Genomic DNA, 23,832 nt, shown 5'->3' on the forward strand with positions numbered 1-23,832 from the left:
ATCGCCACTAGCCGATCTTGCGGCGATTGCGATTCGCGATTGGCATTGGGTGGGGGCGGGGACGCGGTGGCCGGGCGGCGGATCGGCGAACCTGACGAAATTACGCTGAACGCGATTCATCCTGTCAGCTTCGGACGGTTTTTGCGCGGTGACGGCGGGGCGGGACTGACGAAGCTGACAAAAATACGGGTGTGTAAGGCGGGGTGTCAGGTTCGGGCCGGGGGCAGCCGAGGTCCTGCGGCGGGGCGATCGACGGGGTCAAAGAGCGGTCGGGGTTCGACCGAGGGATGAGAACATATCGGGTCCAACATTGCAAGGGGTTACTCCGCACGTTGGCAGCGCCAATCGACTTAGACGGATCATCTTAGCGAGATGAAAGCTATGATGATCAAAGTCGATCTCACGCGCACGCATCCCCTGCAAACTCCTCAAGTTGGTCCTGATAGTGTGGGGTGCTGGCTGCAAAGTAGCTCATCACTCCGGTCTTGGATTTGATGCGTTCGATGTATCGATCGTAGTCGGCGTCCGTCCCACCGACATAGGCGATATCAATTAGAGCGGGAACGCTGCCTGTCCATACGATCATTTCTCCCTCGATCTTCGCTGCAAGTGTTAATTCGGTTGCATAAGCTATATTCACAAGTCCAAGAGGAAAGCGCTTGAAGTATATCGCTTGAATCGTATCGCCTTCAACAGGCCCCGGCATGCGCACCGTGGTCGTTGATAGGCGGGATAGTGTACTCGGGTCATTGATAACTGCATCAAGAACTGCGAGATCTTGATCCACTGCGCCGATATCGGCAATCGAGAGTTCGGTGTCCTCCCGGCCGATCAGCTTGAGAGCATGGTTGGCGATAGCGCAAAGCTGCGCCGGCCTACTCCACTTTGTGTTTGCATCGGCCTTGTCGCTGGTCATTGTGCCGACGATAGGCTGCGCGATCTTATTAAAGTTGATCTCAAACGTTAAAGGTCGCTCTCTAAAAGCTGCGAGAAATCCGTACAGCGCCGACCATTTTTCCGCTGTTGCGGTCGCTGTTTCGAGGCGCGCACTGTTAGTCCGTAAATTGAGTGAGAGAGAGGCCCTTGCTTCATTTGAAAATTCTGCACTTAGCAGGAAATCAAGTAGTGGAGTACGCAAAAGTAATCGCATTTGATCGCATGGAAGCAAATTCGATGGGAGTCTAATTACGTTTGCGTGGAACTTGAATGGCGGGCGACTCGGTTCATCATATACGATGATAGTTGCAGTGTCAGTCGGTATCGGTTCGAATTTAACACTGCTCCACTCTTCCGATAAGCTGGGGATCGGGACATCCATGCCAAACCGACGTTCGTAGGCGGTCGTTCTGATATTATCGAGGGGCTGCATGCCGAAGAACGCTTCGACTATATGATCGATAGTGCCGGTAAACGTTGTTGTGATGAAGTGGCCGCCACCATTCTCGTATCCCACTTCCCGGAGTTCGCGTTGTTTCTTCAAGTTGTATTCATACAACGAAGGCCCAACCGCCCCTTCCATCGCGGCGCGTAGTGCTTCCCCTGTCGCTGGTAACGTCTCGAACCAAGGATCTAGCCGAACTCGGATAGTTACTGAATTGGGGGCTGAATCGGAGAGGCGTGCCTTTCGCAACTCGGCCAAAATGAGAGCGAGAAAATCGCCATTGATGTGTATAATTCGCGCGTCGACAAACGTCAGATCGTCGTTGGCGCGAAGCACATAAATAAATGTGGGCCTAGAATCTTTTGCAAGATACTCAATAGACGAAAGCCGAAGCTTGATTGTCTTAGAACTTGTCCAGATCGTCTTTAACTGAACTAGGCAGGAGAGCGGAGCGGGGCGGGCGTCGAGCGCTGATGATCCGTAGGGGTGATGCCAGTCAACGATAAAGTCCCAGCCGCGTCGATCGTACGTTGAAGCATTGGGAACCAAGCCGGCGTCTATACAAAGATCCGGAAAGCGACTCTCGCCCTTTTTTCCTAGCTGGTCAGAGTTCAGCGTTCTCTTCGTCATGCAGTCGATAAATGCATAGCATCGTTGAGCTAAGGGGAACACCCCCTCACCCCGCCGCCTTAGCCAACCCCCGCGAAATCTGCACCGCTGCGTTCAGCCGGGCCCGTGGCGTCGCGAACGCGCGGGAGACCACCAGCTTCATGTCCGGGCGCAGTTTGGCGGTTCCGTCCAGCCGCTCGACATAGGCCAGCAGCCCGTCGACGCTGGGGAATTTGTCTTCGTGGAAGGTGACGAGCGCGCCCTTTGGGCCGACGTCGATCTTGGCGATGCACGCCTTTTTGGCGTTCAGCTTGGCCTCGATCAGCAGCAGGAGGTTTTCGGTTTCTTGCGGAAGTTTGCCGAAGCGGTCGATCATTTCGGCGGCGAATTCCTCGATCCCCGCGCGGTCCTCGACATCGTTGAGGCGGCGGTAGAGGCCCATGCGCAGGTCGAGGTCGGGGACGAAGCCCTCCGGGATGAGGATCGGGGCGTCGACGGTGATCTGGGGCGAGAGGTCGCGGGGGCGGTCGCTGGCCATGCCGCCGGCCTTGGCGTCCATGATCGCTTCCTCCAGCATCGATTGGTAGAGTTCGTAGCCGACTTCCTTGATGTGCCCGGACTGTTCGTCGCCGAGCAGATTGCCGGCGCCGCGAATGTCGAGGTCATGGCTGGCGAGCTGGAACCCTGCGCCCAGCGATTCGAGGTCGGAGAGGACCTTGAGGCGCTTTTCGGCGGCTTCGGTCATCTGCCGCTGGGGGGCGGTGGTCATGTAGGCATAGGCGCGGGTCTTGGCCCGGCCGACGCGGCCGCGCAGCTGGTAGAGTTGGGCGAGGCCGAACTTGTCGGCGCGGTTGACGATCATCGTGTTGGCGCTGGGGATGTCGATCCCGGATTCGATGATCGAGGTGGAGACGAGCACCTCGTACTTCTTGTCGTAGAAGGCGGACATGCGCTCTTCGACCTCGGTCGGGGCCATCTGGCCGTGCGCGACGACGTAGCGGATTTCGGGCACGTCCTCGCGCAGGAACTTCTCGACATCGGGCAGGTCGGCGATGCGCGGGGTGACGAAGAAGGACTGTCCGCCGCGATAATGTTCGCGCAGCAGGGCTTCGCGCAGGACGACGGGATCCCACGGCATGACATAGGTGCGGACCGCGAGGCGATCGACCGGCGGGGTCTGGATCACCGACAGCTCACGCAGGCCCGACATCGCCATTTGCAGCGTGCGCGGGATCGGGGTGGCGGTGAGGGTGAGGACGTGGACGTCGGCCTTGAGGCCCTTTAGCCGTTCCTTGTGGGTGACGCCGAAGCGCTGTTCCTCATCCACCACGACCAGGCCGAGGCGCTTGAATTCGATCCCCTTGGCGAGAACGGCGTGGGTGCCGACGACGACGTCGAGCGTGCCGTTCTCGAGCCCCTCTTTGGTCGCCTTGGCCTCGGCAGCGGGGACGAGGCGGGAGAGGCGGCCGATGCGCAGCGGGAACCCTTCAAACCGGGCGACGAAGTTGGTGTAATGCTGGCGCGCGAGCAGCGTGGTGGGGCAGACGATCGCGACCTGATAGCCGGCCATCGCCGCGACGAAGGCGGCGCGGAGAGCCACCTCGGTCTTGCCGAAGCCGACATCGCCGACGACGAGCCGGTCCATCGGGCGGCCGGCGGCGAGATCGTCGAGCGTTTCGCCGATGGCGCGTTCCTGATCGTCGGTCTCGCTGAACGGGAAGCGGTCGACAAAGGCGGGGTAGGCGCCGGGATCGGGGTCGATCACCTCGCCCGGGCGGACGGCGCGGGCGGCGGCAGTGGCGATGAGTTCACCCGCGATTTCGCGGATGCGCTCCTTCATCTTCGACTTGCGGCGCTGCCATGCTTCGCCGCCGAGGCGGTCGAGGGTCGCGCTCTCTTCGGACGAGCCGTAGCGGGTGAGGACTTCGAGGTTTTCGACCGGAACGTAGAGCTTGTCGCCGCCGGCATAGGAGAGCGCCACGCAATCGTGCGGTGCCTTTTGCACCGGGATTTGCGTGAGCCCTTCGTAGCGGCCGATGCCGTGTTCGGCGTGCACGACGAGGTCGCCGGGGGAGAGGGTGGCGAGTTCGGCGAGGAAGGCGTCGGTCGACTTCTTGCGCTTGTTGCGGCGGATCAGCCGGTCGCCGAGCATGTCCTGTTCGGTCAGCAGCGCGATGTCGGGCGCGGTGAAGCCGTGGTCGAGGGGTAGGACGATAAGCGCGACATTGGCGGAATCGCGCCCGCCCGCTGCGGCGCCCAGCGCCTCCTGCCAGCCGTCCGCCAGCACGGTGCTGGTCAGGCCGTGATCGGCGAGCAGGCCCTTCAACCGCTCGCGTGAGCCGGTGGAGTAGCTGGCGAGGATCGGCTTCTTGCCGGCCTTGCGCAGCCTGGCGAGGTGGTCGGTGACGGCTTCGTAAATGTTCGATTGCGCCGCGCGTTCGGGGGCGAAGTCGCGCGGGCCATCGACGTTGAAGTCGAGGACGGTGGCGCTTTCGGGCTCGTGGAACGGGGTGGCGAGGTGCGCGCGGGCGGATTTGAGGCGCGTCTCCCACTCGGCAGGGAGGAGGTAGAGCTGGTCGGTGCCGAGCGGGCGGTAGCTGCCGGCGTCGGTCGACTGGGCGCGGACGCGGTTGGCCTGATAGTCGGCGATGGCTTCGAAGCGGGCTTCGGCGGCGCCGGCGTCACCCGCGTCGCGGACGACGACCGCGCCGGCGGGGAGGTGGTCGAACAGGGTTTCCATCCGCTCTTCGAACAGCGGGAGCCAATGTTCCATGCCGGCGAGGCGGCGGCCGTCGCTGATCGCCTGATACAGCGGGTCGCCGGTGGCGGTGGCGCCGAACTTCTCGCGGTAACGGGTGCGGAAGCGCTTGATCGTGTCCTCGTCGAGCAGCGCTTCGGACGCGGGGAGGAGGGTGAAGCCGTCGACGCGGCCGGTGGTGCGCTGGTCGGCGGGGTCAAAGGTGCGGACGCTTTCGATCTCGTCGCCGAAGAAATCGAGCCGCAGCGCCTGTGGCGCACCCGAGGGGTAGAGGTCGACCAGGCCGCCGCGCACCGCGAACTCGCCGCTGTCGTGGACGGTGTCCGTGCGGACATAGCCGTTGGAGGACAGCAGGGTGGCGAGCTTGTCGAGCGAGATGCGCTCGCCCGGGGCGAGGCGCGCGGTCATCTGGCGGATGCGGAACGGGGTCAGCGTGCGCTGGCTGGCGGCGTTGACGGTGGTGAGGATCAGGCGCGGTTTGGTGGTGGTCGTCTGGAGCGCGGACAGCGCGGCCATACGCTCGGCCATGACGCGGAGCGTGGGGCTGGCGCGGTCATAGGGGAGACAGTCCCAGGCGGGGAACTGGATAACCTCAAGCTCGGGCGCGAAGAAGGTCGCGGTGGAGGCGACCGCGCGCATCGCGGATTCGTCGGGGGCGATATAGACCGCGCCGCTGGTCGAGGCGCGCGCGAGGTCGGCGAGCAGCCAGGGGAGGAAGCCCGTGGGGACGCCGGACAGGGTCAGCGGGGTCTTGGCAGTGAGGATGCGGTTGAGGTCGGGCAATTTTGATCTCTTTCGTCACCCCGGCCCTGTGCCGGGGTCCACTGTGCCGCTCGCGCATCGGCAAGAGGCTCTATCGTCGCGCTGGCCGCCCGGTGGACCCCGGCACAAGGCCGGGGTGACGGCTTGGAGTTAGCGGGCGATCGGCACGTAGTTCAGCGTCTTGAGCGCGGCCATGATCGTGCCTTGATATTCGGCGGGAACCGGCTGCATCCCCATCGCCCAGGCCATGATGTCGACATCCTGTTCCTCAAGCAGCGCTTCGAACGTCTCGATTTCGGCATCGGTCCAGCCGGCGTGATGCGCGTCGAAGAATCCGCCGATCATCAGGTCGGCTTCTTTGACGCCACGGTGCCAGGCGCGGAAGCGGAGGCGTTTGATGCGGGTTTCGCGGTCCATGGGTTCCAACACAGATTAGCCGACGGCGCGAAATTGCGCTGTCGGCTGGGGTGGGTTTGATCCCATTTAGGCCCGGGGTGGGCGAATTGCCAGCGGGCGGCATCTTCCCCTTCGGACAGGGCGTCGCGGCGCATGGCGCGACGCGGGGGAGGGTGATAGTCAGGCCGCGATGCGTCCCGAAGTGCTCAATCCCCTCTTTGCCGAAGTCACCGTCCTCAAGGGCGTGGGGCCGCAACTGGCCAAGCCGTTGGAGCGGCTGGGGCTGGCGCGGGTGGTGGATGTCGCGTTTCATCTGCCGAGCGGGTGGATCGACCGGCTGCCGCGTGAAGAGCTGGATCAGGCCGATGTCGGGCGGACGATCGCGATTCAGCTGACCCCGGTGAATTACCGCATGAGCGGGAGTGCGCGGGCGCCGGCGCGGGTCGAGGCAACCGATGCGCGCGGCAATTATGTGACGTTGGTGTTCTTTGGCGGGAACAGCGGCTGGGCGAAGAAGCAGCTGCCGCTGAATGAGGCCAAATGGGTGTCGGGGCGGCTCGACCAGTACGGGCAGGAACTGCAGATCGTGCATCCCGAGATCGTCGCGCTGAGCGAGCCGCGGCCGGGCGGGCGTGAGGCGATCTATCCGCTGTCGGAGGGGATGACGTCGAAGCGGCTGGCGGATTTTGCGGCGCAGGCGGTGGCGCGCGCGCCGGAGCTCCCCGAATGGATCGAGCCGAGTTTGAAGGACCGCCATGGCTGGCCCGAGTGGCGCGAGGCGCTGGCGCGGATTCATGCCGATCCCGCGGACACCAAGGCGCGCGACCGGCTGGCCTATGACGAGGTGTTCGCCAATCAGCTGGCGCTGATGCTGGTGCGCGGCGCGGCGCGGGCGAAGAAGGGGCGGGCGCTGGCCGGGGACGGGCGGCTGCGCGATGCGCTGAGCCTGCCCTATACGCCGACCGGGGCGCAGGCGCGGACGATCCGCGAGATCGAGGGCGACATGGCGCAGCCGCGCCCGATGCTGCGCCTGCTGCAGGGCGATGTCGGCGCGGGCAAGACGCTGGTGGCGGCGATGGCGCTGCTGATCGCGGTTGAGGCGGGGGCGCAGGGGGCGATGCTGGCCCCGACCGAAATCCTCGCGCGCCAGCATTATGAGACGCTGCGCAAGCTGTTCGCGGGCCTTGGCGTCGAAATTGCGATCCTGACCGGGCGCGACAAGGGGCGGGTGCGCGAGGCGACGTTGATGGGGGTCGCGGATGGATCGATCGACATCCTGATCGGCACGCATGCGATCTTTCAGCAGGGGGTCGAGTATCGCGATCTCGGCCTCGTTGTGGTGGACGAGCAGCACCGCTTTGGCGTCGCCGAACGCATGATGCTGCAGGCCAAGGCAAAGACTGCGCCGCATCTGCTGGTGATGACCGCGACGCCGATCCCGCGCACGCTGCAACTCGCGACGCATGGCGAGATGGATGTCAGCAAGCTCGACGAGATGCCGCCGGGGCGGATGCCGATCGAGACGAGCGTGATCAGCGAGGAGCGGCTGGAGGAGATCGTCAACGGCCTCGCCCGGCATCTGTCGGGCGGGGGGCAGGCCTATTGGGTGTGCCCGCTGGTCGAGGAGAGCGAGAAGACCGACCTTGCCGCTGCCGAGGCGCGGGCCGAATCGCTGCGCGCGCGGTTCGGCGAGCGCGTCGGCCTCGTCCATGGCCGGATGAAGGGGCCGGAAAAGGACGCGGTGATGGCGCGCTTTTCCGCCGGCGAGCTGGGCGTGCTGGTCGCGACGACGGTGATCGAGGTGGGGGTCGATGTCCCCAACGCGACGCTGATCGTGATCGAGGCAGCGGACCGGTTCGGGCTCGCCCAGCTGCACCAGCTGCGCGGCCGGGTCGGGCGCGGCGGGGGGCGGTCGGTGTGCGTGCTGCTGCGCGGGGGCACGTTGAGCGAAACATCGCGCGCGCGGCTGGCGCTGATGCGTGAGACCAATGACGGGTTCCGCATTGCTGAAGAGGATCTGCGCCTGCGCGGCGCGGGCGAGATGCTGGGGACGCGGCAATCGGGGGAACAGACGTTCCGGCTGGCCCCGCCGGAGAAGTTCGCCGAGCTGATCGCGGCGGCGACCGCCGATGCGCGGCTGCTGGTCGATCGCGACGGCGGGCTGGACGGCGCGCGCGGGCAGGCGGCGCGGGTGGCGTTGTATTTGTTTGAGCGGGATGCTGCGGTGGGGTTGTTGCGGGCGGGGTAGGGGGCGGTGCTGCATAATCGCCGATTGGCCGGTTTCCGCACCCTTGCGGACATCAGCTGACGCCAACCTTCAACAGGCGCATCGATTTAATTCATACGTAAATCCAGAGCGAAGCATTGGAAACCATGGAAAACGATCGGTCGCCAATCCTACTGAAAGAGGAGCTTCTCAGTCTTTGGGAAAGCTACAGCACAGCGCTTGAGGGCGACGAACCCGAAGCCGTTGTGGACGCTTGGATTGGCAAGATGGACCAGCAGGTGCCGCACGGGACACTAAGTGATTTGCTTTTTTGGGGGGAGCGCGAACGGACGCCCGAGGAAGCGATCCAGGAGGCCATTTGTAGAGAAATGATTTGGCGCAACGAGGGGGAGTTGGCTCTGCTAATATATAGAGAGCGATCCCTCGAGGAAGCCTTGTCCAGCGGTGACGATCTGCCGCCGTGGGCCAAACATTACTCGGAAAGTGAGTTGCCACGCGTGCGCGCATTGATAGCCTCGCTAACGCCTAAAACTGTCCAATAGTTGAGTCTTGGCGAGGCTCGCTACTCAGCGTTTACGACCCAATTTCAGCCGTCACCCCGGCCTTGTGCCGGGGTCCACCGGGAGGCGGGCGTCGGGCTTGAGGCTGGAGCGCTGCGCCTGGGGAGGGGTGGACCCCGGCACGAGGCCGGGGTGACGATGGGGTTTTGGCGGGGCGGGTGAGGCAATCTCGCCCCTCCCCTTCAGGGGAGGGGCTAAGAAGATCACCCCGCCTTCAGCATCTGCGCCAACAGCTCGTAGTAGCTCGCCAGATCGACCGCGCTATCGAAGCTGACCCCGATCCGGCCGCCGAGCGCCCAGCGGATTTCTGCAGGAGCCACGCCGACCACCGGGAGCATCACGCGCAGGCGGTCGCCCTCGGCGAAGGGGTGTTCGCACCGCGCCATCAGGCCGTGGGGGGAGATGTTGACGATCAGCAGGGTGCGCGGCTGGGCGTCGGGGCCGAAGGCGCGGGCGCGGAAATGGACTTCGTCGCGGTCGGTGTTCCGACGATCGCTGTCGGCGGCGGTGGCCCGCACAATGGACGAGAACTGAAAACTCATACTGGCCCCCACCGACTCGTGGCTCGATGTCAATCTGGGTAGGCCGCCGGGCGTAAACAGCTCCGCAAGGGGATTGGTTACCAGTCGTTACTTACGTAGTCCTACGGGTGCCTATCACTCCGGGCGCAGCAGGCCGTGATGCTTCTTGCCCGCCGAGACGCGCACTTCCGCCGCACCGACCGTGACGGTTGCCGCCTCGTCGCTGACCTTTTCGCCATCGATGCGTGCGCCGCCGCCCTTGATCAGGCGGCGGGCTTCGCCCTTGGACGCGGCAAAGCCGAGGCCGACGAGCGCGTCAACGACGCTGATTTCGCCGCTGACCGACAGGGTCGGGAGCGCGTCGCCCGAAGTGCCTTCCTCGAACGTCTTGCGGGCGGTTTCCTCCGCAGCGAGCGCGGCGTCGCGGCCGCGGCACATGGCGGTGGCTTCGGTGGCGAGGATCTTCTTTGCCTCGTTGATCTCGGCGCCCGGCAGCGCTTCCAATCGGGCGATCTCGTCCAATGGCAGATCAGTGAACAAGCGCAGGAAACGGCCGACATCGCGGTCGTCGGTGTTGCGCCAGAATTGCCAGTAATCGAAGGCGGGGAGCGCGTCCTCGTTGAGCCACACCGCGCCCGACATGGTCTTGCCCATCTTGCCGCCGTCCGCCGTGGTGATCAGCGGGGTGGTGACGCCATAGACTTCGGTCCCGTCGACGCGGCGCGACAGTTCGATGCCATTGACGATGTTGCCCCACTGGTCCGACCCGCCCATCTGCAGGCGGCATCCGGCACGGCGCGAGAGCTCGAGGAAGTCGTAGCCCTGGAGGATCATGTAGTTGAATTCGAGGAAGCTGAGCGACTGTTCGCGGTCGAGGCGCAGCTTGACCGAATCAAAGCTGAGCATCCGGTTGATCGAGAAATGCTTGCCGATGTCGCGCAGGAACGGGATGTATTCGAGCTTGTCGAGCCAGTCGGCATTGTCGACCATCACCGCGTCGGTGGGGCCGTCGCCGAACGTCAGGAACTTCTCGAACACCGTCTTGATCGACGCGACGTTGCTGGCGATGACCTCGTCCGTCATCAGCTTGCGTGCTTCGTCCTTGAAGCTGGGGTCGCCGATCTTGCCGGTGCCGCCGCCCATCAGCACGATCGGCTTGTGCCCGCTCTGCTGCATCCGGCGCAGCAGCATGATCTGGACGAGGCTGCCGACATGCAGCGAGGGCGCGGTGGGGTCGAATCCGATATAACCGGGCACGATCTGCTTGGCGGCCAGCGCGTCGAGCGCAGTGGCGTCGGTGACCTGGTGGATGTAGCCACGGTCGGACAAGGTGCGGAGCAGATCGGATGCGTATTCGGTCATGGTGCGCGGGCGGTTAGCATGGAGGCATTGGTCTTGGAAACGTTCTTGAGCGTGGTGCCGCTTATCCCCCATCCGGACACGCCGCCGAGCGCGATCGGGTCGGTGGTGTGCTCGATCAGCTGGCAGGGGCCGGGAAACTGGAGTTTCGATTACATCGTGGGTGAGCCGCCGGAAGCATTGCGCCTGCCGCCGGCCGTGGTTCCGGCGCGCGCGGACGGGCTTTGGCAGCGGACCTGCTTTGAGCTGTTCCTGCGACGTCCCGGCGAAGCGGGGTATTGCGAGTTCAACTTTTCACCCTCGGGCGAGTGGGCGGCCTATCGATTCGACGGTTATCGCGAAGGGATGGAGCAACTGGTGGTGAAGCCGCCGCGCATCACCTCCACCGATCCGGCGCAGTTCGCGGCCGGGATGACCGCGCACCTGACGGCCCTGGGTATCGATGCCGAGACTGCGAAGATGATGGCGGAGCTCAATGTCGGCGATGTCGGTGACGGGCCGTCGTCGCAATATGCGTTGAGCGCGCTGCTGGAAGATGCGGAGTTCGGTTGGGCGGGGGGTGCGCTGGCATCGATCACCGCCGTGATCGAAGAAGCCGATGGCACCAAATCCTATTGGGCGCTGGCGCATCCGGGGGAGAAGCCGGACTTTCATCACCCGGACGGGTTCGTCCTGGAGCTCCCCGCCGCACCGTAATCGCGACGACAGTAGATCGTTGTAATTGCAAACCATCTGCGCTCCGCACGAATAGTTTCACCGCATAACTGTTATTGACAAGAACAATTCCGGATGTGAGTAATATCGCACCGCCGATCGCCAAGAATCGCGGGTGACAGGGGAGTGTGACGATGGGTCGAGGGACTTCGCGCGCGCAGGGACGCGCAGCATCCAGCATCGCCGCGATTGCGGCTTTTTTGAGCTTTACCGCAGCCGCGCCGGCACTGGCGCAGGATGCAGCGGAAGAGGCGACTCCGGCGGCGGAGGGCGAGATTCTCGTCACCGCGCGGCGCCGTGAGGAAAGCCTTCAGGATACGCCGGTCGCCATCTCCGCGTTCAGCGCGGAGATGCTGCAGGAACGGCAGATCACCCAGACGCAGGATCTCGAGCGGATCACGCCGAGCCTGCAGTTCAAGCCCGCCGGCCAGTTGTCGGGCAACAGCGCATCGTCGGTGGTGTTCATCCGCGGCGTCGGGCAGGTCGATCCGACCGCGGCGGTCGATCCGGGTGTCGGCGTCTATCTCGACGAAGTGTATCTGGGCCGCGCCGTGGGTGGCGCGATCGATTTCGGGGATATCGCGGGCGTCGAAGTGCTGCGCGGGCCGCAGGGGACGTTGTTCGGTCGCAACACGATTGGCGGCGCGATCCTCGTCCGCACGCAGCAGCCCAAGCTCGGCGAATTCAGCGGCCGGGCGCGGGTGCGTGGCGGCAGCGAAAACCTGATCGAGGGCTTTGGCGTCGTCAACGTGCCGCTAGGCACGACCGCAGCGGCGCGCGTGTCGGGCGGGTTCCGCAAGCGCGATGGCTATGTGATCCGTGCGGTCGATGGTCTCGATCTGGGTAACGAAAACCGCTTCTCGCTCGCCGCATCGTTGCTGTGGGAGCCGTCGAGCGACTTCGACCTGTTCCTGCGCGCCGATTACAGCAAGCAGGACGAGAATGGCGCGCCGTTTACCTTTGCCGGGATCAACGAGCAGGCGCCGGTCGCGGCGATCGCCAGCGTCGCGGCGGGCTGCCCCGGCGCGACGATCCCGTTCGCGCCGCTGGTGCCGGGTGACCCGCGTTTTGGTGCGCCGAACGTGCCGATGGTCAACGATATCCGCTGCGCCAATGACCTGCAGGATCGCGGGCCCTATGTGAATGGTGGCACTGCGCCGGTTGAGAGCAATTCGGAAGTGTGGGGCCTCGCCGCGACCGCCAACATCCGGCTGACCGATGTCGCGTCGGTGAAGCTGATCACCGCGTATCGCGAGACGCAATCGCGCGGCATCCGCGATGGCGACAACACGCCGTTGCTGCTGATCACCACCGATGTCGCCGCGCAATCGGCGCAGTTCAGCCAGGAGGTCCAGCTTCAGCTCGACTTCGGATCGGTCAATGCGATCGTCGGCGGCTATTATTTCAACGAAGTCACCGACGAGCGCGCGACCGTGCCGCTCGCCTTCCCGCCATCGCCGCCGGTGATCGGATCGCTGCTGGCAGGCGGGCCGGGATCGCGCGACCTTCAGGTCTCGCGGCTCAAGACCGACTCCGTCGCGGTGTTCGGCGAACTGGCGTGGAACATCACCGACGCGCTCGAGATCAGCGGCGGTCTGCGCTACACCAGCGATCGCAAGAATTATCGCGGGACGGTGCTGAACCTGTTCCCCGCGACGCTGCCGGACCCCAGCCCGCTGCCGACGCTGGCGACGTCACAAGGCGGGCCGCTGTTCATCTTCAACCGCCCGTTCCAGCAGGATTTCTCGGCGCTGACGGGTTCGGCGAGCATCCAGTATCGCTGGAACGACGCGATCAGCACCTATGCGTCCTACGCGAAGAGCTTCAAGTCGGGCGGCTACAACACCCGCTACAATGCGGCGCCAGCGGGCAATCTGCCGGTGCCGTTCGCCGAGGAAAGCGTCACCAGCTACGAGATTGGTGCCAAGACCAATATCGGGCGGTTGCGCCTGAACCTCGCCGCGTTCCAGGCCGAGTATCAGGACATTCAGCTGATCTTCCGCCAGGGCGTGGTGCCGCTGCTGTTCAACGCGGGAGAGGCGCGGATTCGCGGACTGGAGGCCGAGGCGAGCCTGCGGACCCCGTGGGGTCTGGTGTTTGACGCCGGCATCAGCATCCTCGACGACAAGATCAAGACCATCACGCCGATCCCCGGTGCGACCGCGACGGTAACGCCCAACGATGATCTGCCCTTCACGCCCGATATGCAGGCCAATTTCGGGGTGGGCTATGCGATCCCGTTGGGTGGCGGCACGACGCTGACGCCGCGCGTCGATGGCAGCTACCAGTCTAAGATCACCTTCATCACCGGCAGCATCCCGCTGATCGAGGAGAATGGCTATTTCGTCGGCAATGCCTCGCTGACGCTCAAGCTCGATAACGGGATCGAGGTCAGCGGTGGCGTCAACAACCTGTTCGACGAGCAGTATCTGATCCAGGGCAACGCATCGCTGGCGACGCTGGGCTATGCCGAGCGCATCTTCGCCCGCCCGCGCAGCTGGTATGTGCAGGTGGCGGCTTCGTTCTGATGGTCCGAACCTGAGGGAAAGGGGGCGACACGGGAAACCGGGTCGCCTCTTTCCGTTAGCGCGCGGTGGCAGCCGCGATGGCGGCGGGGACGACCAGTGCGTCCTCGATAAAGCCGGTCGCTTCCTGGCTGTTGCGCTCCATCGATTTCATGCGAATTCGCCAACTGATATAGGATGCGACCGCCGCCGTGGCTCCGGCTGCGGCGGCTCCGGCCCAGCGATGCCGGCGCGGCGCGACCATCGCCCCGGCGAACGCGGCGTTGAGCGTGCGGATCACGACGGCGGGGGTGATGATGCGGTCCGGCGCGCTGTGCTGCTTGTCGCCGATCAATTCATAGACGGCGAGTGCAGTGGTCCCGGCCGAGACCAGCGGATGCGCGAGCAGGTCGGGGGCGTCGCTATCCCGGGGTAGCGTGCCGGTGCGGGCAGCGTTGGCGACGGCCGCAAGAGGGGTCATGGCGCGGGAGCCGGCGGCGACGCCAAGCAGGATCGATCGAAGCATCTGGAAATTCCTCGTGATTTAACCGCTCAACGGCCAGACCGACGCTTGGGTCCGGCGCGGCGACGACAAAGCCGATTGCGTTGCACGGCGAACCCCGGCACCTGAAGCGCCATGAACTTCGGTATCGACCGGCTGATCGCCGACCCCGCGCTGCTTGGACAACTCAAGGGCCGTCGCGTTGCGCTGCTCGCGCATCCGGCGTCGGTGACGGCGGACCTGACGCACAGCCTCGACGCGCTGGTCGCGGCGGGGCTGGACGTGTCGGCGGTGTTCGGGCCGCAGCATGGCGTGCGCGGCGACCTGCAAGACAATATGATGGAATCGCCGGACTATACCGATCCCACTTACGGGATGCCGGTGTTCAGCCTGTATGGCGAAGTGCGGCGGCCGACGGGGCAGTCGATGCACACGTTCGACGTGGTGCTGATCGACCTGCAGGATCTGGGCTGTCGCATCTACACCTATGTCACGACCCTGCTCTACATGCTCGAAGCGGCGGCGGCGCATGGTAAGGAAGTGTGGGTGCTCGACCGCCCCAACCCGGCGGGTCGCCCGGTCGAGGGGCTGACGCTGCTGCCCGGGTGGGAGAGTTTCGTCGGGGCGGGGCCGATGCCGATGCGGCATGGCATGACGCTGGGCGAGATGGGCGCGTGGTTCATCGATCACTTCAAGCTGAACGTCGAATATCGCGTGATCGCGATGGAGGGATGGGTGCCCGATGCGGCACCGGGGTTCGGCTGGCCGCCCGAGCGGGTGTGGATCAACCCCAGCCCCAATGCCGCCAACGTCAACATGGCGCGCGCCTATGCCGGCACGGTGATGCTGGAGGGGACGACGCTGTCCGAGGGGCGCGGGACGACGCGCGCGCTGGAGCTGTTCGGTGCGCCCGACATCGACGGCAAGGCGGTGATTGCGGAGATGCGGCGGATCGCGCCGGAATGGACCGCGGGCTGCACGCTGCGCGACTTCTGGTTCCAGCCGACCTTTCACAAGCATGTCGGGCAATTGTGCAGCGGCGTGTTCATCCATGCCGAGGGGGCTGGGTACGACCATGACGCGTTCCAGCCGTGGCGGCTGCAGGCGCTGGGGTTCAAGGCGATCCGGGCGCTCTACCCGGATTACGATCTGTGGCGGGACTTCCCGTATGAATATGAGTTCGAGAAGCTGGCGATCGATGTGATCAATGGCGGGCCGGGGCTGCGGGCATGGGTTGATGATGCTGCGGCGGCGCCGGGGGATCTGGATGCGGCTGCCGGGGCCGATGAGGCGGCGTGGGTGGAGCTGCGGGCGCGGTTCTTGCTCTACTAAAGCTATTCCTCCCCTGCGCAGCAGGGGAGGGGGACCGCTCGCGCAGCGAGTGGTGGAGGGGCGGCCGCGCAGACGGCCGGGAGCAGCCCGGCAAAACTCCGCCCTCTGCGAGGGAGGCCCCTCCGTCAGCGCTGCGCGCTGCCACCTCCCCCAGCAAGCTGGGGGAGGATTTCTGCCCCTTCCCCCGCCGAATCAATTCGCCTAACCGGATCAACATGCTGGCGGGGCTGATCTTTGCGACGGAGGATGCGGGCGATCGCGCGGGAGTGCTCGCCGCGACGCTTCCGTTCGGGGGGATGACCCTGCTCGAATATCAGGCGCGGCTGCTCATTGGCGCGGGCGCGGGGCATATTCTGGTGGCGGTCAGCCGGGTTACGCCGGCCTTGCTCGGCGCGGTCAGCCGCGCGGCCAAGCGCGGGGTGCCGGTCGATATCGTGCGATCGGCGGCGGAGGCGGCGGCGCGGGTCCATCCGCTCGCGCATGTCGTGGTGGTCGCCGATGGTCTGGTCACCACCGACGATGTGATCGACAAGATGGCGGGCGAGGGCAAGGACGCGATCCTGGTGACGCAGGATCCCGCCGCGTCGCTCGAGCGGATCGACGCGCGCAATTGCTGGGCGGGGGTTGCGCACACCCCGGCGCGGCGGATCAAGGACATTGCCGACTTCCCGCCCGATTATGATTTCCAATCGACGCTGCTGCGCGCGATCGTGCAGGCGGGGGCGGAGCAGGTGCCGCTGTCGGCAGGCGCGGTGCGCGCCGGCCATGGTGTCGAGCGCGAAGGCGCGGCGCTGGCGAGCCGCAGCAACGCGGTGCTGGCGGCGCTGACCGAGCGGCGGACAAGCTGGGCCGACCGTCATGTGTTCACCCGCGTCGCGCGACTGGTGCTGCCCAAGGTGGTCGAGCGGGGCATTCCCGCCTGGCTGTTGATGGCCGGCGGCGCGCTGACCGGGGCGGCGGCGACCGCGCTGATCGCGTTCGGCTATGGCTGGGGCGCGGCAATCGCGATTCCGGGGGTCGCGGCGCTGGCGACCGGGGCGGCGCTGTCGGCGCTGCGGGGCGAAGAAAAAAGCGCGCTGATGCAGGAGGCGCTGATCGGCGCGATCGTCGGTGCGGTGGTCGGCGCGCTGGGGTTGCTCGAAATGCGCCTCGATCAGACGCTCGACGGCGTCATCCTCGCGCTCGTGACGATCGCTGCGACCGCGATTGCCGAGCGCAGCCAGGCGGTGATCCGTCGCTGGTGGGGCAGCCCAGCGGCGTATCTGCTGCTCGTCACCCCCTTTGCGATGGCGGGCCGGGTGAGCTGGGGACTGGCGGCGATTGCGATCTACGCATTCGTTACGCTGGCGGCGGCGGTTGAGAGCAAGCGGGAAAAGCCTTAGGGCGACCTTAACCGCATTCCGTTATCCGGAGACCATGTCCGACCCGAATGTCGACATGAGTGACGGCGCCACCAATCGGGGCGCCCGCACGTTACTCGCGCACGCCGCGAGTGCGGACGCTGCCGCTTACCGGGGGCTGGCGACCGCGATCGACGACTTTTTCCTCCCCGAATCGCACCGGCTGGACGAGCGGACGCGAGTCGGGCTGGGTCGCCTGCTGCGTGCACTGGTCGATACCGTCGAGGGCGAGATTCGCGACCATGGCGTGCGCCAGTTGCATGTGCAGGGCGAGACCGGGCTGGCCGATGCGCTGGCGGGGGCCGATGGCGTGTTCGCTGCCTTGTCCGAGTCGGGCCTGTTGCGTGACCGCGAGCTGATGGCCGAACTGATCGCGCAGGTGCGGCAGGAGATGCTGGCGAGCAGCATGCCGGTGCAGGCGCATGACGATCCCGAACGGCCGAGCCTGATCAACCGATTCGTCCAGCATCCGGACCGAGTTTTGGCGCAGAGTGCGATGGGTGTGCTGATTGCTGAAAGCCGTCGCCGCAGCCTGCCGGAGACGGGGCCGTTGCCGCAGACCGACCTGCCCGCCGAATTGCATCACAAGCTTGTCTGGTGGGTCGCCGCCGCGTTGCGTGCGCGGGTGGCTGCTGAGGACACTGTAACGCTCGACCGCGTGCTGGCGGAGGCGGCGCAACGCAGCCTGACCGCGCATGACGAAGGTGACCGGGTCGAGGCCGCGGTGATGCGCCTTGCTGCCGCAATTGATGCGCAGCCGGACGAGCTGCCCGAATTACTGAACGAAGCGCTGGGCGACCGGCGCGTGACGTTGTTTGCTGGCCTGCTGGCGCATGCGCTGGGGGTGGAATATCCCGTGGCGCGCAGCCTGGCGCTCGATGCGGGCAGCGGGCGGCTCTGGGTTGCATTGCGCGCGCTGGACCTGGATCGGGAGGCGATTGCACGGCTCGGCCTTGCGCTGACCGAGGCCGATCCGCGCCGCGATATCGAGGCGTTTGCCGAGACGCTCGACACGATCATGGCGGTCGATGTGGAGGAAGCGCGCGCGGCGCTGGCCGGGCTGCGGTTGCCCGCCGACTATCGCGCTGCGGTGCAGGCATTGGGGCGCGCGGCATGAACGCGATGGATCCGCATATTCCGATCGCGATCGGCCGGGTCGGTCGCGACGGGCGGCTGCTCGATGCCGAGCCGCGCCTGTCCGACCTCAACGCCCGCGCCGGCGGCAAGCAGGGCGAGCCGCTGGCGGTCCCTCAGATCGCGTCGATCGCGCGGCTGGCGCTGCGGCTGGGCATCGCGATTTCGCGCAACATCGTCGCGGCGGATGGCGAGGATGATATCGACCTGTGGGTCCGCGCCGAGCCCGATAGTGATGGCGTGCGGCTGGAGGTCAGCGGATGGCGTCCGCGCGCGGCGTGGCGCGCGGCGGAGGATGAAGGGCGCGAGGATGATTTCCTGCGCTCCGATGCCGATTGGGTGTGGGAATGCGATTCGGCGATGCGGTTGACGCACCTCTCACTCGAGGCGGGCGCGCGTTACGGGTTCGATGCGGGCAAGATGCTGGGCCAGCCGCTCACGCTGTTGTTCGCGCTGGAGGCGGATGATGAGGGCGCGTTGCCGATCCTGACCGCTGCGGCGGAACAGGGGCGGTTCGAGGGACAGGTTGCGGAATTGCGCGGCACCGGTCGCCGCGTGCGGCTGTCGGCGAGCCCGCGCGTCGATGCGCAGACGCGCTTCGCTGGCTTTACTGGCGCGGCCGAGATGATCGATCCGGCGGAGGATGCGCCAACGCATCCGCCCGCAGCGCCGGCGGTGTTCACCAGCGAGTTCGGCCAGCGGCTCGACCGCGCGCTGCGCAAGCCGTTGAGCCGGATCATCGCCAATGCCGATAGCATCAGCGCGCAGCTGGATGGACCGCTGCGCGCCGATTATGCCGATTATGCTGGCGACATCGCCAATGCCGGGCGGCATCTGCTGTCGCTGGTCGATGACCTCGCCGATCTGACTGCGGTCGAGGGCGATGATTTCGAGGTTGAGGCCGAGCCGATCGACCTCGCCGATATCGCGCGCCGCGCCGCCGGACTGCTCGCGGTGCGCGCGAGCGAGGCGGATGTGCGGATCGACAAGCCCAAGGCGGACGAGCGCCTGCCCGCGACCGGCGAATTCCGCCGCGTGCTGCAGATCATGGTCAATCTGATCGGCAATGCGGTGCGCTATTCGCCGCCGGGCGGATCGGTGTGGGTGCGGCTGGAGCGCGAGGGCGCATTGGGCTGCGTCATCATCGCCGATCAGGGCAAGGGGATTGCGGCGGAGGATCATGGCCGCATCTTCGAGAAATTCGGACGGGTCGATCCGAGCGAGCCGGGCGGCAGCGGCCTTGGCCTGTACATCGCGCGGCGGCTTGCACGCGCGATGGGCGGTGATATCACCGTCGACAGCGCGCCGGGACAGGGTGCGCGCTTCGTCCTGACCCTTCCTGCCCGCGAGTAGTCCGCATGATCACCCGCCGCGCGACGATGGCTGGCCTTACCGCCGGCCTGACGCTCCCTGCCTTCGCCAAAGAGCCGATGCGCGACATTGCGATGGCGCAGGACTTCGACGAGATGTGGGAGACGCTGCGGGACCGCTACTGCTTCTTCGGCGAGAAGGCGACCGATTGGGCGGCGGTGCGGCGCGTCTATCGCCCGCTGGCGCTGGCCGCGCCGGACTGGGATGCGTTCGCGCTGGTGCTGCGCGGGGCGCTGGGTGAGCTGTACGATGCGCACACCAATGTGCGGACCGCGCCAGACGGCACGCCGCGCATGCCGCCGTTCGACCTGATCGTGGAGCGCGCGTCCGATGGGCTGCGCGTGACGGCGGTGCAGGAGGAGTCGGCGGCGGCAAAGGCGGGCATCGCGATCGGCGATGTGGTGAGTGCGGTGAACGGCCTGCCGGTTGAGGCGGCGATCCAGGCGGCCGCGCTGCGCTGTCAGCGGCGCGCCGACCCGGAAGCCGACGCGTTCGTAATCAACACCGTGGTCGCTGGCGGGCGCGGGATGCCGCGCACGATCCAGCTGCGCGCGCCGGGCGGCTCGCGCGAGGTTGCACTGCCGCTCAACCAGCGTGGCCCTGTGCCGGATGTCAGCCACCGGCGGCTCGATGGCGGCATCGGCCTGATCGCGATCCGCAGCTTCTCCGACGACGCGGCGATTGCAGCGTTCGATGCGGGACTGGCCGAGTTTCGCGACGCCCCCGCGCTGATCATCGATGTGCGCAACAATGGCGGCGGCGACACCGCAGTCGCCCGCCCGATCATGGGGCGCTTCATTAGCGAAACCCGCCCCTATGCGCGGATGCGCCGCCGGGCGGGGGCGGGGCTGGGACCGGCCTGGACCGAAGTCGTCGCGCCACGTGGCCCGTTCACCTATGATCGGCCCGTCGTCGTGCTGTGCCACCATTGGAGCGCGAGCATGGCCGAAGGGTTCCCGATGGGGATGCGCGGGATCGGGCGCGCGCGGATCGTCGGCACGCGCATGATGCGGCTGGGCGCGGCGGTATTCCCGCTGCGCCTCGACCGCAGCGGGTTGGAGCTGCAATATTCGGCTGAGCCGGTTTATGACGTGCAGGACCGCCCGCGCTGGTTGCTCGAACCCGACGTGCTGGTGCCGGATGGCGCGGACATCCTCGCCGCCGGCCTCGCCGAGGCGCGGCGGATGATTGTCGCGGGCTGAACGCTTCAGCGGCGACGCAATGCCGCGATCAGGATCGCGCCCACTCCGGCGAGAAGCGCACCGCGCAACGCCCATTGTCGGTCGGCGACCATAAAGCTCTGCGGCGGCCAGTTGAGCAGGTCGAGCCCTTGCGCGACCCAGAGCAGGCCAATCAGAATCGCGAGAACGCCGGCGAAAACGAGGATCGTGTGGCGCATTGGAGTCTCCGGTCGTTTCGACCACTCAAACAAAAAGGGGACCGCCGCGTTGCGACGATCCCCGTTTCAATTTCACCGTGCGCGTGGCTCAGCGCTGGCTGACCGGCACGTAATCGCGCTGGGTCGGGCCGGTGTAGAGCTGGCGCGGGCGGCCGATCTTCTGGTCCGGATCGCTGATCATTTCGTTCCACTGCGCGACCCAGCCGACGGTGCGGGCGAGGGCGAAGAGGACGGTGAACATCGTGGTCGGGAAGCCGATCGCGGACAGGATCACGCCCGAGTAGAAATCGACGTTCGGGTAGAGCTTCTTGTCGATGAAATACTGGTCGCTGAGCGCGATCCGCTCCAGCTCGCGCGCGGTGTCGAGCACCGGATCGCTGATGCCGAGCTTGTCGAGCACTTCGGTCGCCGCCTTCGACAGCACCTTCGCGCGCGGGTCGAAATTCTTGTACACGCGGTGACCGAAGCCCATCAGGCGGAACGGATCGTCCTTGTTCTTGGCGCGGGCGATATATTCCGGGATGCGGTCGGGATGGCCGATCTCACGCAGCATGTTGAGCGCGGCTTCGTTGGCGCCGCCATGCGCCGGACCCCACAGGCAGGCGATGCCCGCCGCGATGCACGCGAACGGATTGGCGCCCGACGAGCCGGCGAGACGGACGGTCGAGGTCGACGCGTTCTGCTCGTGGTCGGCGTGGAGGATGAAGATCTTGTCCATCGCCGATTCGATGATCGGATCGACGACATACTCTTCCGCCGGAACGCCGAACGTCATGCGCAGGAAATTGCCGGTGTAGGACAGCGAATTGTCCGGATACAGGAACGGCTGACCCACGCTGTACTTGTACGCCATCGCCGCGATCGTCGGCATCTTGGCGATCAGCCGGTGGCTGGCGATCATCCGCTGGGTCGGATCGGTGATGTCGGTCGAGTCGTGGTAGAAGGCCGACAGCGCGCCGACCACGCCGCACATGATCGCCATCGGGTGTGCGTCGCGACGGAAGCCGCGATAGAAGGTCGCGAGCTGTTCGTGCAGCATCGTGTGGCGGCTGATCGTGTGGGTGAACTTGCCCAGCTCGTCGCCGTTCGGCAACTCGCCGTTCAGCAGCAGATAGGCGACCTCCATGAAGCTCGACTGTTCGGCAAGCTGGTCGATCGGATAGCCGCGATGCAGCAGCACGCCGGCGTCACCGTCGATATAGGTGAGGCCACTCTCGCACGATGCGGTCGAGGTGAAGCCCGGATCATAGGTGAACATGCCCGATTGGGCATAGAATTTGCGGATATCGACGACCTCGGGGCCGACGCTGCCCTGTCGCACAGGATAGCCCTTGTCGCCCAGATTGAGGGTGGAGTCGGTCATCGTAACTTCCTTTCCTTCAGCCGTCCGTTTCATGCGCCCGGGGAGGCCGTCATCTGATCCGCAATCCGGCCGAGGCTTTCGTCGCGCCCCAGCAGGAAGAGCACGTCGTAAATCCCCGGCGAGGTGCGCTTTCCGGTGAGCGCCGCGCGCAGCGGCTGTGCCACCGCGCCCAGTTTGACGCCCGCCGACTCCGCAACTTCGCGTACCGCGGTTTCGAGTGCTTCCGTATTCCAGTCCGCGACCGCGTCAAGCGCGCTGTGCACTTGCGAAATAAGTTCGCGTGCCTGACCTTCAAGCAGCGGGGCCGCATCCGCGTCGATTTGCAGCGGCCGGGTGGCGAACAGGAAGGCGGCACCGGCCGCAATTTCGATCAGGCTGGCGGCGCGTGGCTTCAGCGCGTGCATGCTGCGTTGCAGAAGATTGAGCTGCTCGGGCGTGGGGACGAACGGCAGGAAAGGCGCGGCCAGCTGCGCCAGCCGGGCATCGTCCGCCGCGCGGATATAATGGCCGTTGATGTTATCGAGCTTCTTGAGGTCGAAGCGCGACGGGCTCTTGCCCACGCCCTCCAGCCCGAACCATGCGATCGCCTGTTCGCGGCTGATGAACTCGTCATCGCCATGGCCCCAGCCGAGGCGGAGCAGGTGGTTGAACAGCGCTTCGGGCAGCACGCCCAGGTCGTCACGGTAATCATTAACACCAAGCGCGCCGTGCCGCTTGGACAGCTTCGCCCCGTCCGCGCCGTGGATCAGCGGGATGTGCGCGTAGATCGGCTCGGGCCAGCTCATCGCGCGCAGGATCGTGAGCTGGCGGAAGGCGTTGTTGAGGTGGTCGTCGCCGCGGATCACATGGGTCACGCCCATGTCGTGATCATCGACCACCACCGCGAGCATATAGGTCGGCGTGCCGTCCGAGCGCAGCAGGACCATGTCGTCCAGCTCGGCATTCTGCACCGTCACCTCGCCCTGCACCAGATCGCGGATCGTCGTCGCGCCCTCGCGCTCCGCACGGATGCGGACGACGTGCGGCTGGTCGAGCGGGCCGTCGGTGCGGTCGCGCCATGGGCTGCGGATGCGATAGGGGGTCTTGGCTGCCTGTGCCGCCTCACGCTGCGCGGCGATCTCCTCCTGCGTCATCCAGCAGCGATAGGCGTGGCCGCTCTCCAGCATCGCGTGCGCGACTTCAGCGTGGCGATCGGCGCGGGCGAACTGATAGACTTCCTCGCCATCCCAATCGAGGCCGAGCCAGCGCATTCCGTCGAGAATCGCGGCGATGGCCGGATCGGTCGAGCGGGCGCGATCGGTATCCTCGATGCGCAGCAGGAACTTGCCGCCGTGATGGCGCGCGAACAGCCAGTTGAACAGCGCGGTGCGTGCGCCGCCGATGTGCAGGAAGCCGGTCGGCGAGGGCGCAAAGCGCGTGACGATGTTCGTGCCCGAAGGCTCAACTACTGCGCTCAACCGCGCGATCTCCAGCTTGCAAAGGGTGGCCGGGATGGCCGGCTGCGCCCCTAGCACGCGGTTTCGCAGGCTTCAAACCGCAG

At 65.9% G+C, this 23,832-nt stretch carries 18 protein-coding genes; 9 read left to right on the top strand and 9 right to left on the bottom strand.

The window, feature by feature from the left end; genetic code table 11:
* Window positions 1-400: 400 nt before the first annotated feature.
* The 3 genes from K9B35_RS18990 to K9B35_RS19000 all read right to left on the bottom strand — a co-directional run bounded on the left by K9B35_RS18990 (window position 401) and on the right by K9B35_RS19000 (window position 5,927).
* Window positions 401-2,011 (bottom strand): hypothetical protein, encoded by a 1,611-nt coding sequence (locus tag K9B35_RS18990; RefSeq protein WP_224923575.1) that lies wholly within the window; start codon window positions 2,009-2,011, stop codon window positions 401-403.
* A gap of 46 nt (window positions 2,012-2,057) precedes the next feature.
* Window positions 2,058-5,531, bottom strand: a complete 3,474-nt coding sequence (gene mfd, locus K9B35_RS18995) for a transcription-repair coupling factor (protein ID WP_224923576.1) — start codon at window positions 5,529-5,531, stop codon at window positions 2,058-2,060.
* A 129-nt stretch (window positions 5,532-5,660) separates the two neighbouring features.
* On the bottom strand, window positions 5,661-5,927 hold the full coding sequence (locus K9B35_RS19000) for a succinate dehydrogenase assembly factor 2 (RefSeq protein ID WP_224923577.1): 267 nt from the start codon (window positions 5,925-5,927) through the stop codon (window positions 5,661-5,663).
* Between the two features lie 169 nt (window positions 5,928-6,096).
* Between K9B35_RS19000 and recG the strand changes: the two genes are divergently transcribed.
* Window positions 6,097-8,154, top strand: coding sequence for an ATP-dependent DNA helicase RecG (gene recG, locus K9B35_RS19005; RefSeq protein WP_224923578.1), 2,058 nt, complete (start codon window positions 6,097-6,099; stop codon window positions 8,152-8,154).
* A gap of 125 nt (window positions 8,155-8,279) precedes the next feature.
* Window positions 8,280-8,675 (top strand): hypothetical protein, encoded by a 396-nt coding sequence (locus K9B35_RS19010; protein WP_224923579.1) that lies wholly within the window; start codon window positions 8,280-8,282, stop codon window positions 8,673-8,675.
* Window positions 8,676-8,896: 221 nt separating this feature from the next.
* On the opposite strand, the gene K9B35_RS19015 is transcribed toward K9B35_RS19010, so the two are convergent.
* Together K9B35_RS19015 and tyrS are read right to left on the bottom strand one after the other, a co-directional pair.
* Complete coding sequence (locus K9B35_RS19015) at window positions 8,897-9,235, bottom strand: PilZ domain-containing protein (RefSeq protein WP_224923580.1); 339 nt, start codon at window positions 9,233-9,235, stop codon at window positions 8,897-8,899.
* Between the two features lie 114 nt (window positions 9,236-9,349).
* The gene (gene tyrS / locus K9B35_RS19020; protein ID WP_224923581.1) at window positions 9,350-10,576 is read right to left on the bottom strand and encodes a tyrosine--tRNA ligase; all 1,227 of its coding nucleotides are present in this window, start codon (window positions 10,574-10,576) and stop codon (window positions 9,350-9,352) included.
* 18 nt (window positions 10,577-10,594) lie between these two features.
* Here tyrS and K9B35_RS19025 point away from each other — a divergent pair, with 18 nt between their 5' ends.
* Together K9B35_RS19025 and K9B35_RS19030 are read left to right on the top strand one after the other, a co-directional pair.
* Window positions 10,595-11,269, top strand: coding sequence for a DOMON-like domain-containing protein (locus K9B35_RS19025; protein WP_224923582.1), 675 nt, complete (start codon window positions 10,595-10,597; stop codon window positions 11,267-11,269).
* Window positions 11,270-11,421: 152 nt separating this feature from the next.
* Window positions 11,422-13,815, top strand: coding sequence for a TonB-dependent receptor (locus K9B35_RS19030; RefSeq protein ID WP_224923583.1), 2,394 nt, complete (start codon window positions 11,422-11,424; stop codon window positions 13,813-13,815).
* Window positions 13,816-13,870: 55 nt separating this feature from the next.
* Here the strand turns inward: K9B35_RS19030 and K9B35_RS19035 are convergent, their stop codons facing one another.
* Complete coding sequence (locus tag K9B35_RS19035) at window positions 13,871-14,317, bottom strand: DUF4126 family protein (RefSeq protein ID WP_224923584.1); 447 nt, start codon at window positions 14,315-14,317, stop codon at window positions 13,871-13,873.
* 111 nt (window positions 14,318-14,428) lie between these two features.
* Here K9B35_RS19035 and K9B35_RS19040 point away from each other — a divergent pair, with 111 nt between their 5' ends.
* The 5 genes from K9B35_RS19040 (at window position 14,429) to K9B35_RS19060 (ending at window position 20,732) form a co-directional block, all read left to right on the top strand.
* A complete protein-coding gene (locus K9B35_RS19040) occupies window positions 14,429-15,625 on the top strand; it encodes an exo-beta-N-acetylmuramidase NamZ domain-containing protein (protein ID WP_224923585.1) in 1,197 nt (398 codons plus the stop codon).
* Window positions 15,626-15,840: 215 nt separating this feature from the next.
* Window positions 15,841-17,007 carry a hypothetical protein gene (locus K9B35_RS19045; RefSeq protein WP_224923586.1) on the top strand — a complete coding sequence of 389 codons (1,167 nt, stop codon included), beginning with the start codon at window positions 15,841-15,843 and terminating at the stop codon, window positions 17,005-17,007.
* A gap of 34 nt (window positions 17,008-17,041) precedes the next feature.
* The gene (locus K9B35_RS19050) at window positions 17,042-18,142 is read left to right on the top strand and encodes a DUF2336 domain-containing protein (RefSeq protein ID WP_224923587.1); all 1,101 of its coding nucleotides are present in this window, start codon (window positions 17,042-17,044) and stop codon (window positions 18,140-18,142) included.
* The gene (locus K9B35_RS19055; RefSeq protein ID WP_224923588.1) at window positions 18,139-19,512 is read left to right on the top strand and encodes a sensor histidine kinase; all 1,374 of its coding nucleotides are present in this window, start codon (window positions 18,139-18,141) and stop codon (window positions 19,510-19,512) included. The genes K9B35_RS19050 and K9B35_RS19055 overlap by 4 nt, the downstream gene beginning before the upstream one ends.
* A 5-nt stretch (window positions 19,513-19,517) precedes the next feature.
* Entirely contained in the window at window positions 19,518-20,732 is a 1,215-nt protein-coding gene (locus K9B35_RS19060) for a S41 family peptidase (protein ID WP_224923589.1), read from the top strand.
* Window positions 20,733-20,737: 5 nt separating this feature from the next.
* Here the strand turns inward: K9B35_RS19060 and K9B35_RS19065 are convergent, their stop codons facing one another.
* The 3 genes from K9B35_RS19065 to gltX form a co-directional block, all read right to left on the bottom strand.
* On the bottom strand, window positions 20,738-20,929 hold the full coding sequence (locus K9B35_RS19065; RefSeq protein WP_224923590.1) for a hypothetical protein: 192 nt from the start codon (window positions 20,927-20,929) through the stop codon (window positions 20,738-20,740).
* An 88-nt stretch (window positions 20,930-21,017) separates the two neighbouring features.
* Window positions 21,018-22,292 (bottom strand): citrate synthase, encoded by a 1,275-nt coding sequence (locus tag K9B35_RS19070; protein WP_224923591.1) that lies wholly within the window; start codon window positions 22,290-22,292, stop codon window positions 21,018-21,020.
* Window positions 22,293-22,321: 29 nt separating this feature from the next.
* Window positions 22,322-23,749, bottom strand: coding sequence for a glutamate--tRNA ligase (gene gltX, locus K9B35_RS19075; protein ID WP_224923592.1), 1,428 nt, complete (start codon window positions 23,747-23,749; stop codon window positions 22,322-22,324).
* Between the last annotated feature and the right edge of the window lie 83 nt (window positions 23,750-23,832).

This window comes from Sphingomonas sp. R647 (assembly GCF_020177055.1).
Classification (GTDB): domain Bacteria; phylum Pseudomonadota; class Alphaproteobacteria; order Sphingomonadales; family Sphingomonadaceae; genus Sphingomonas.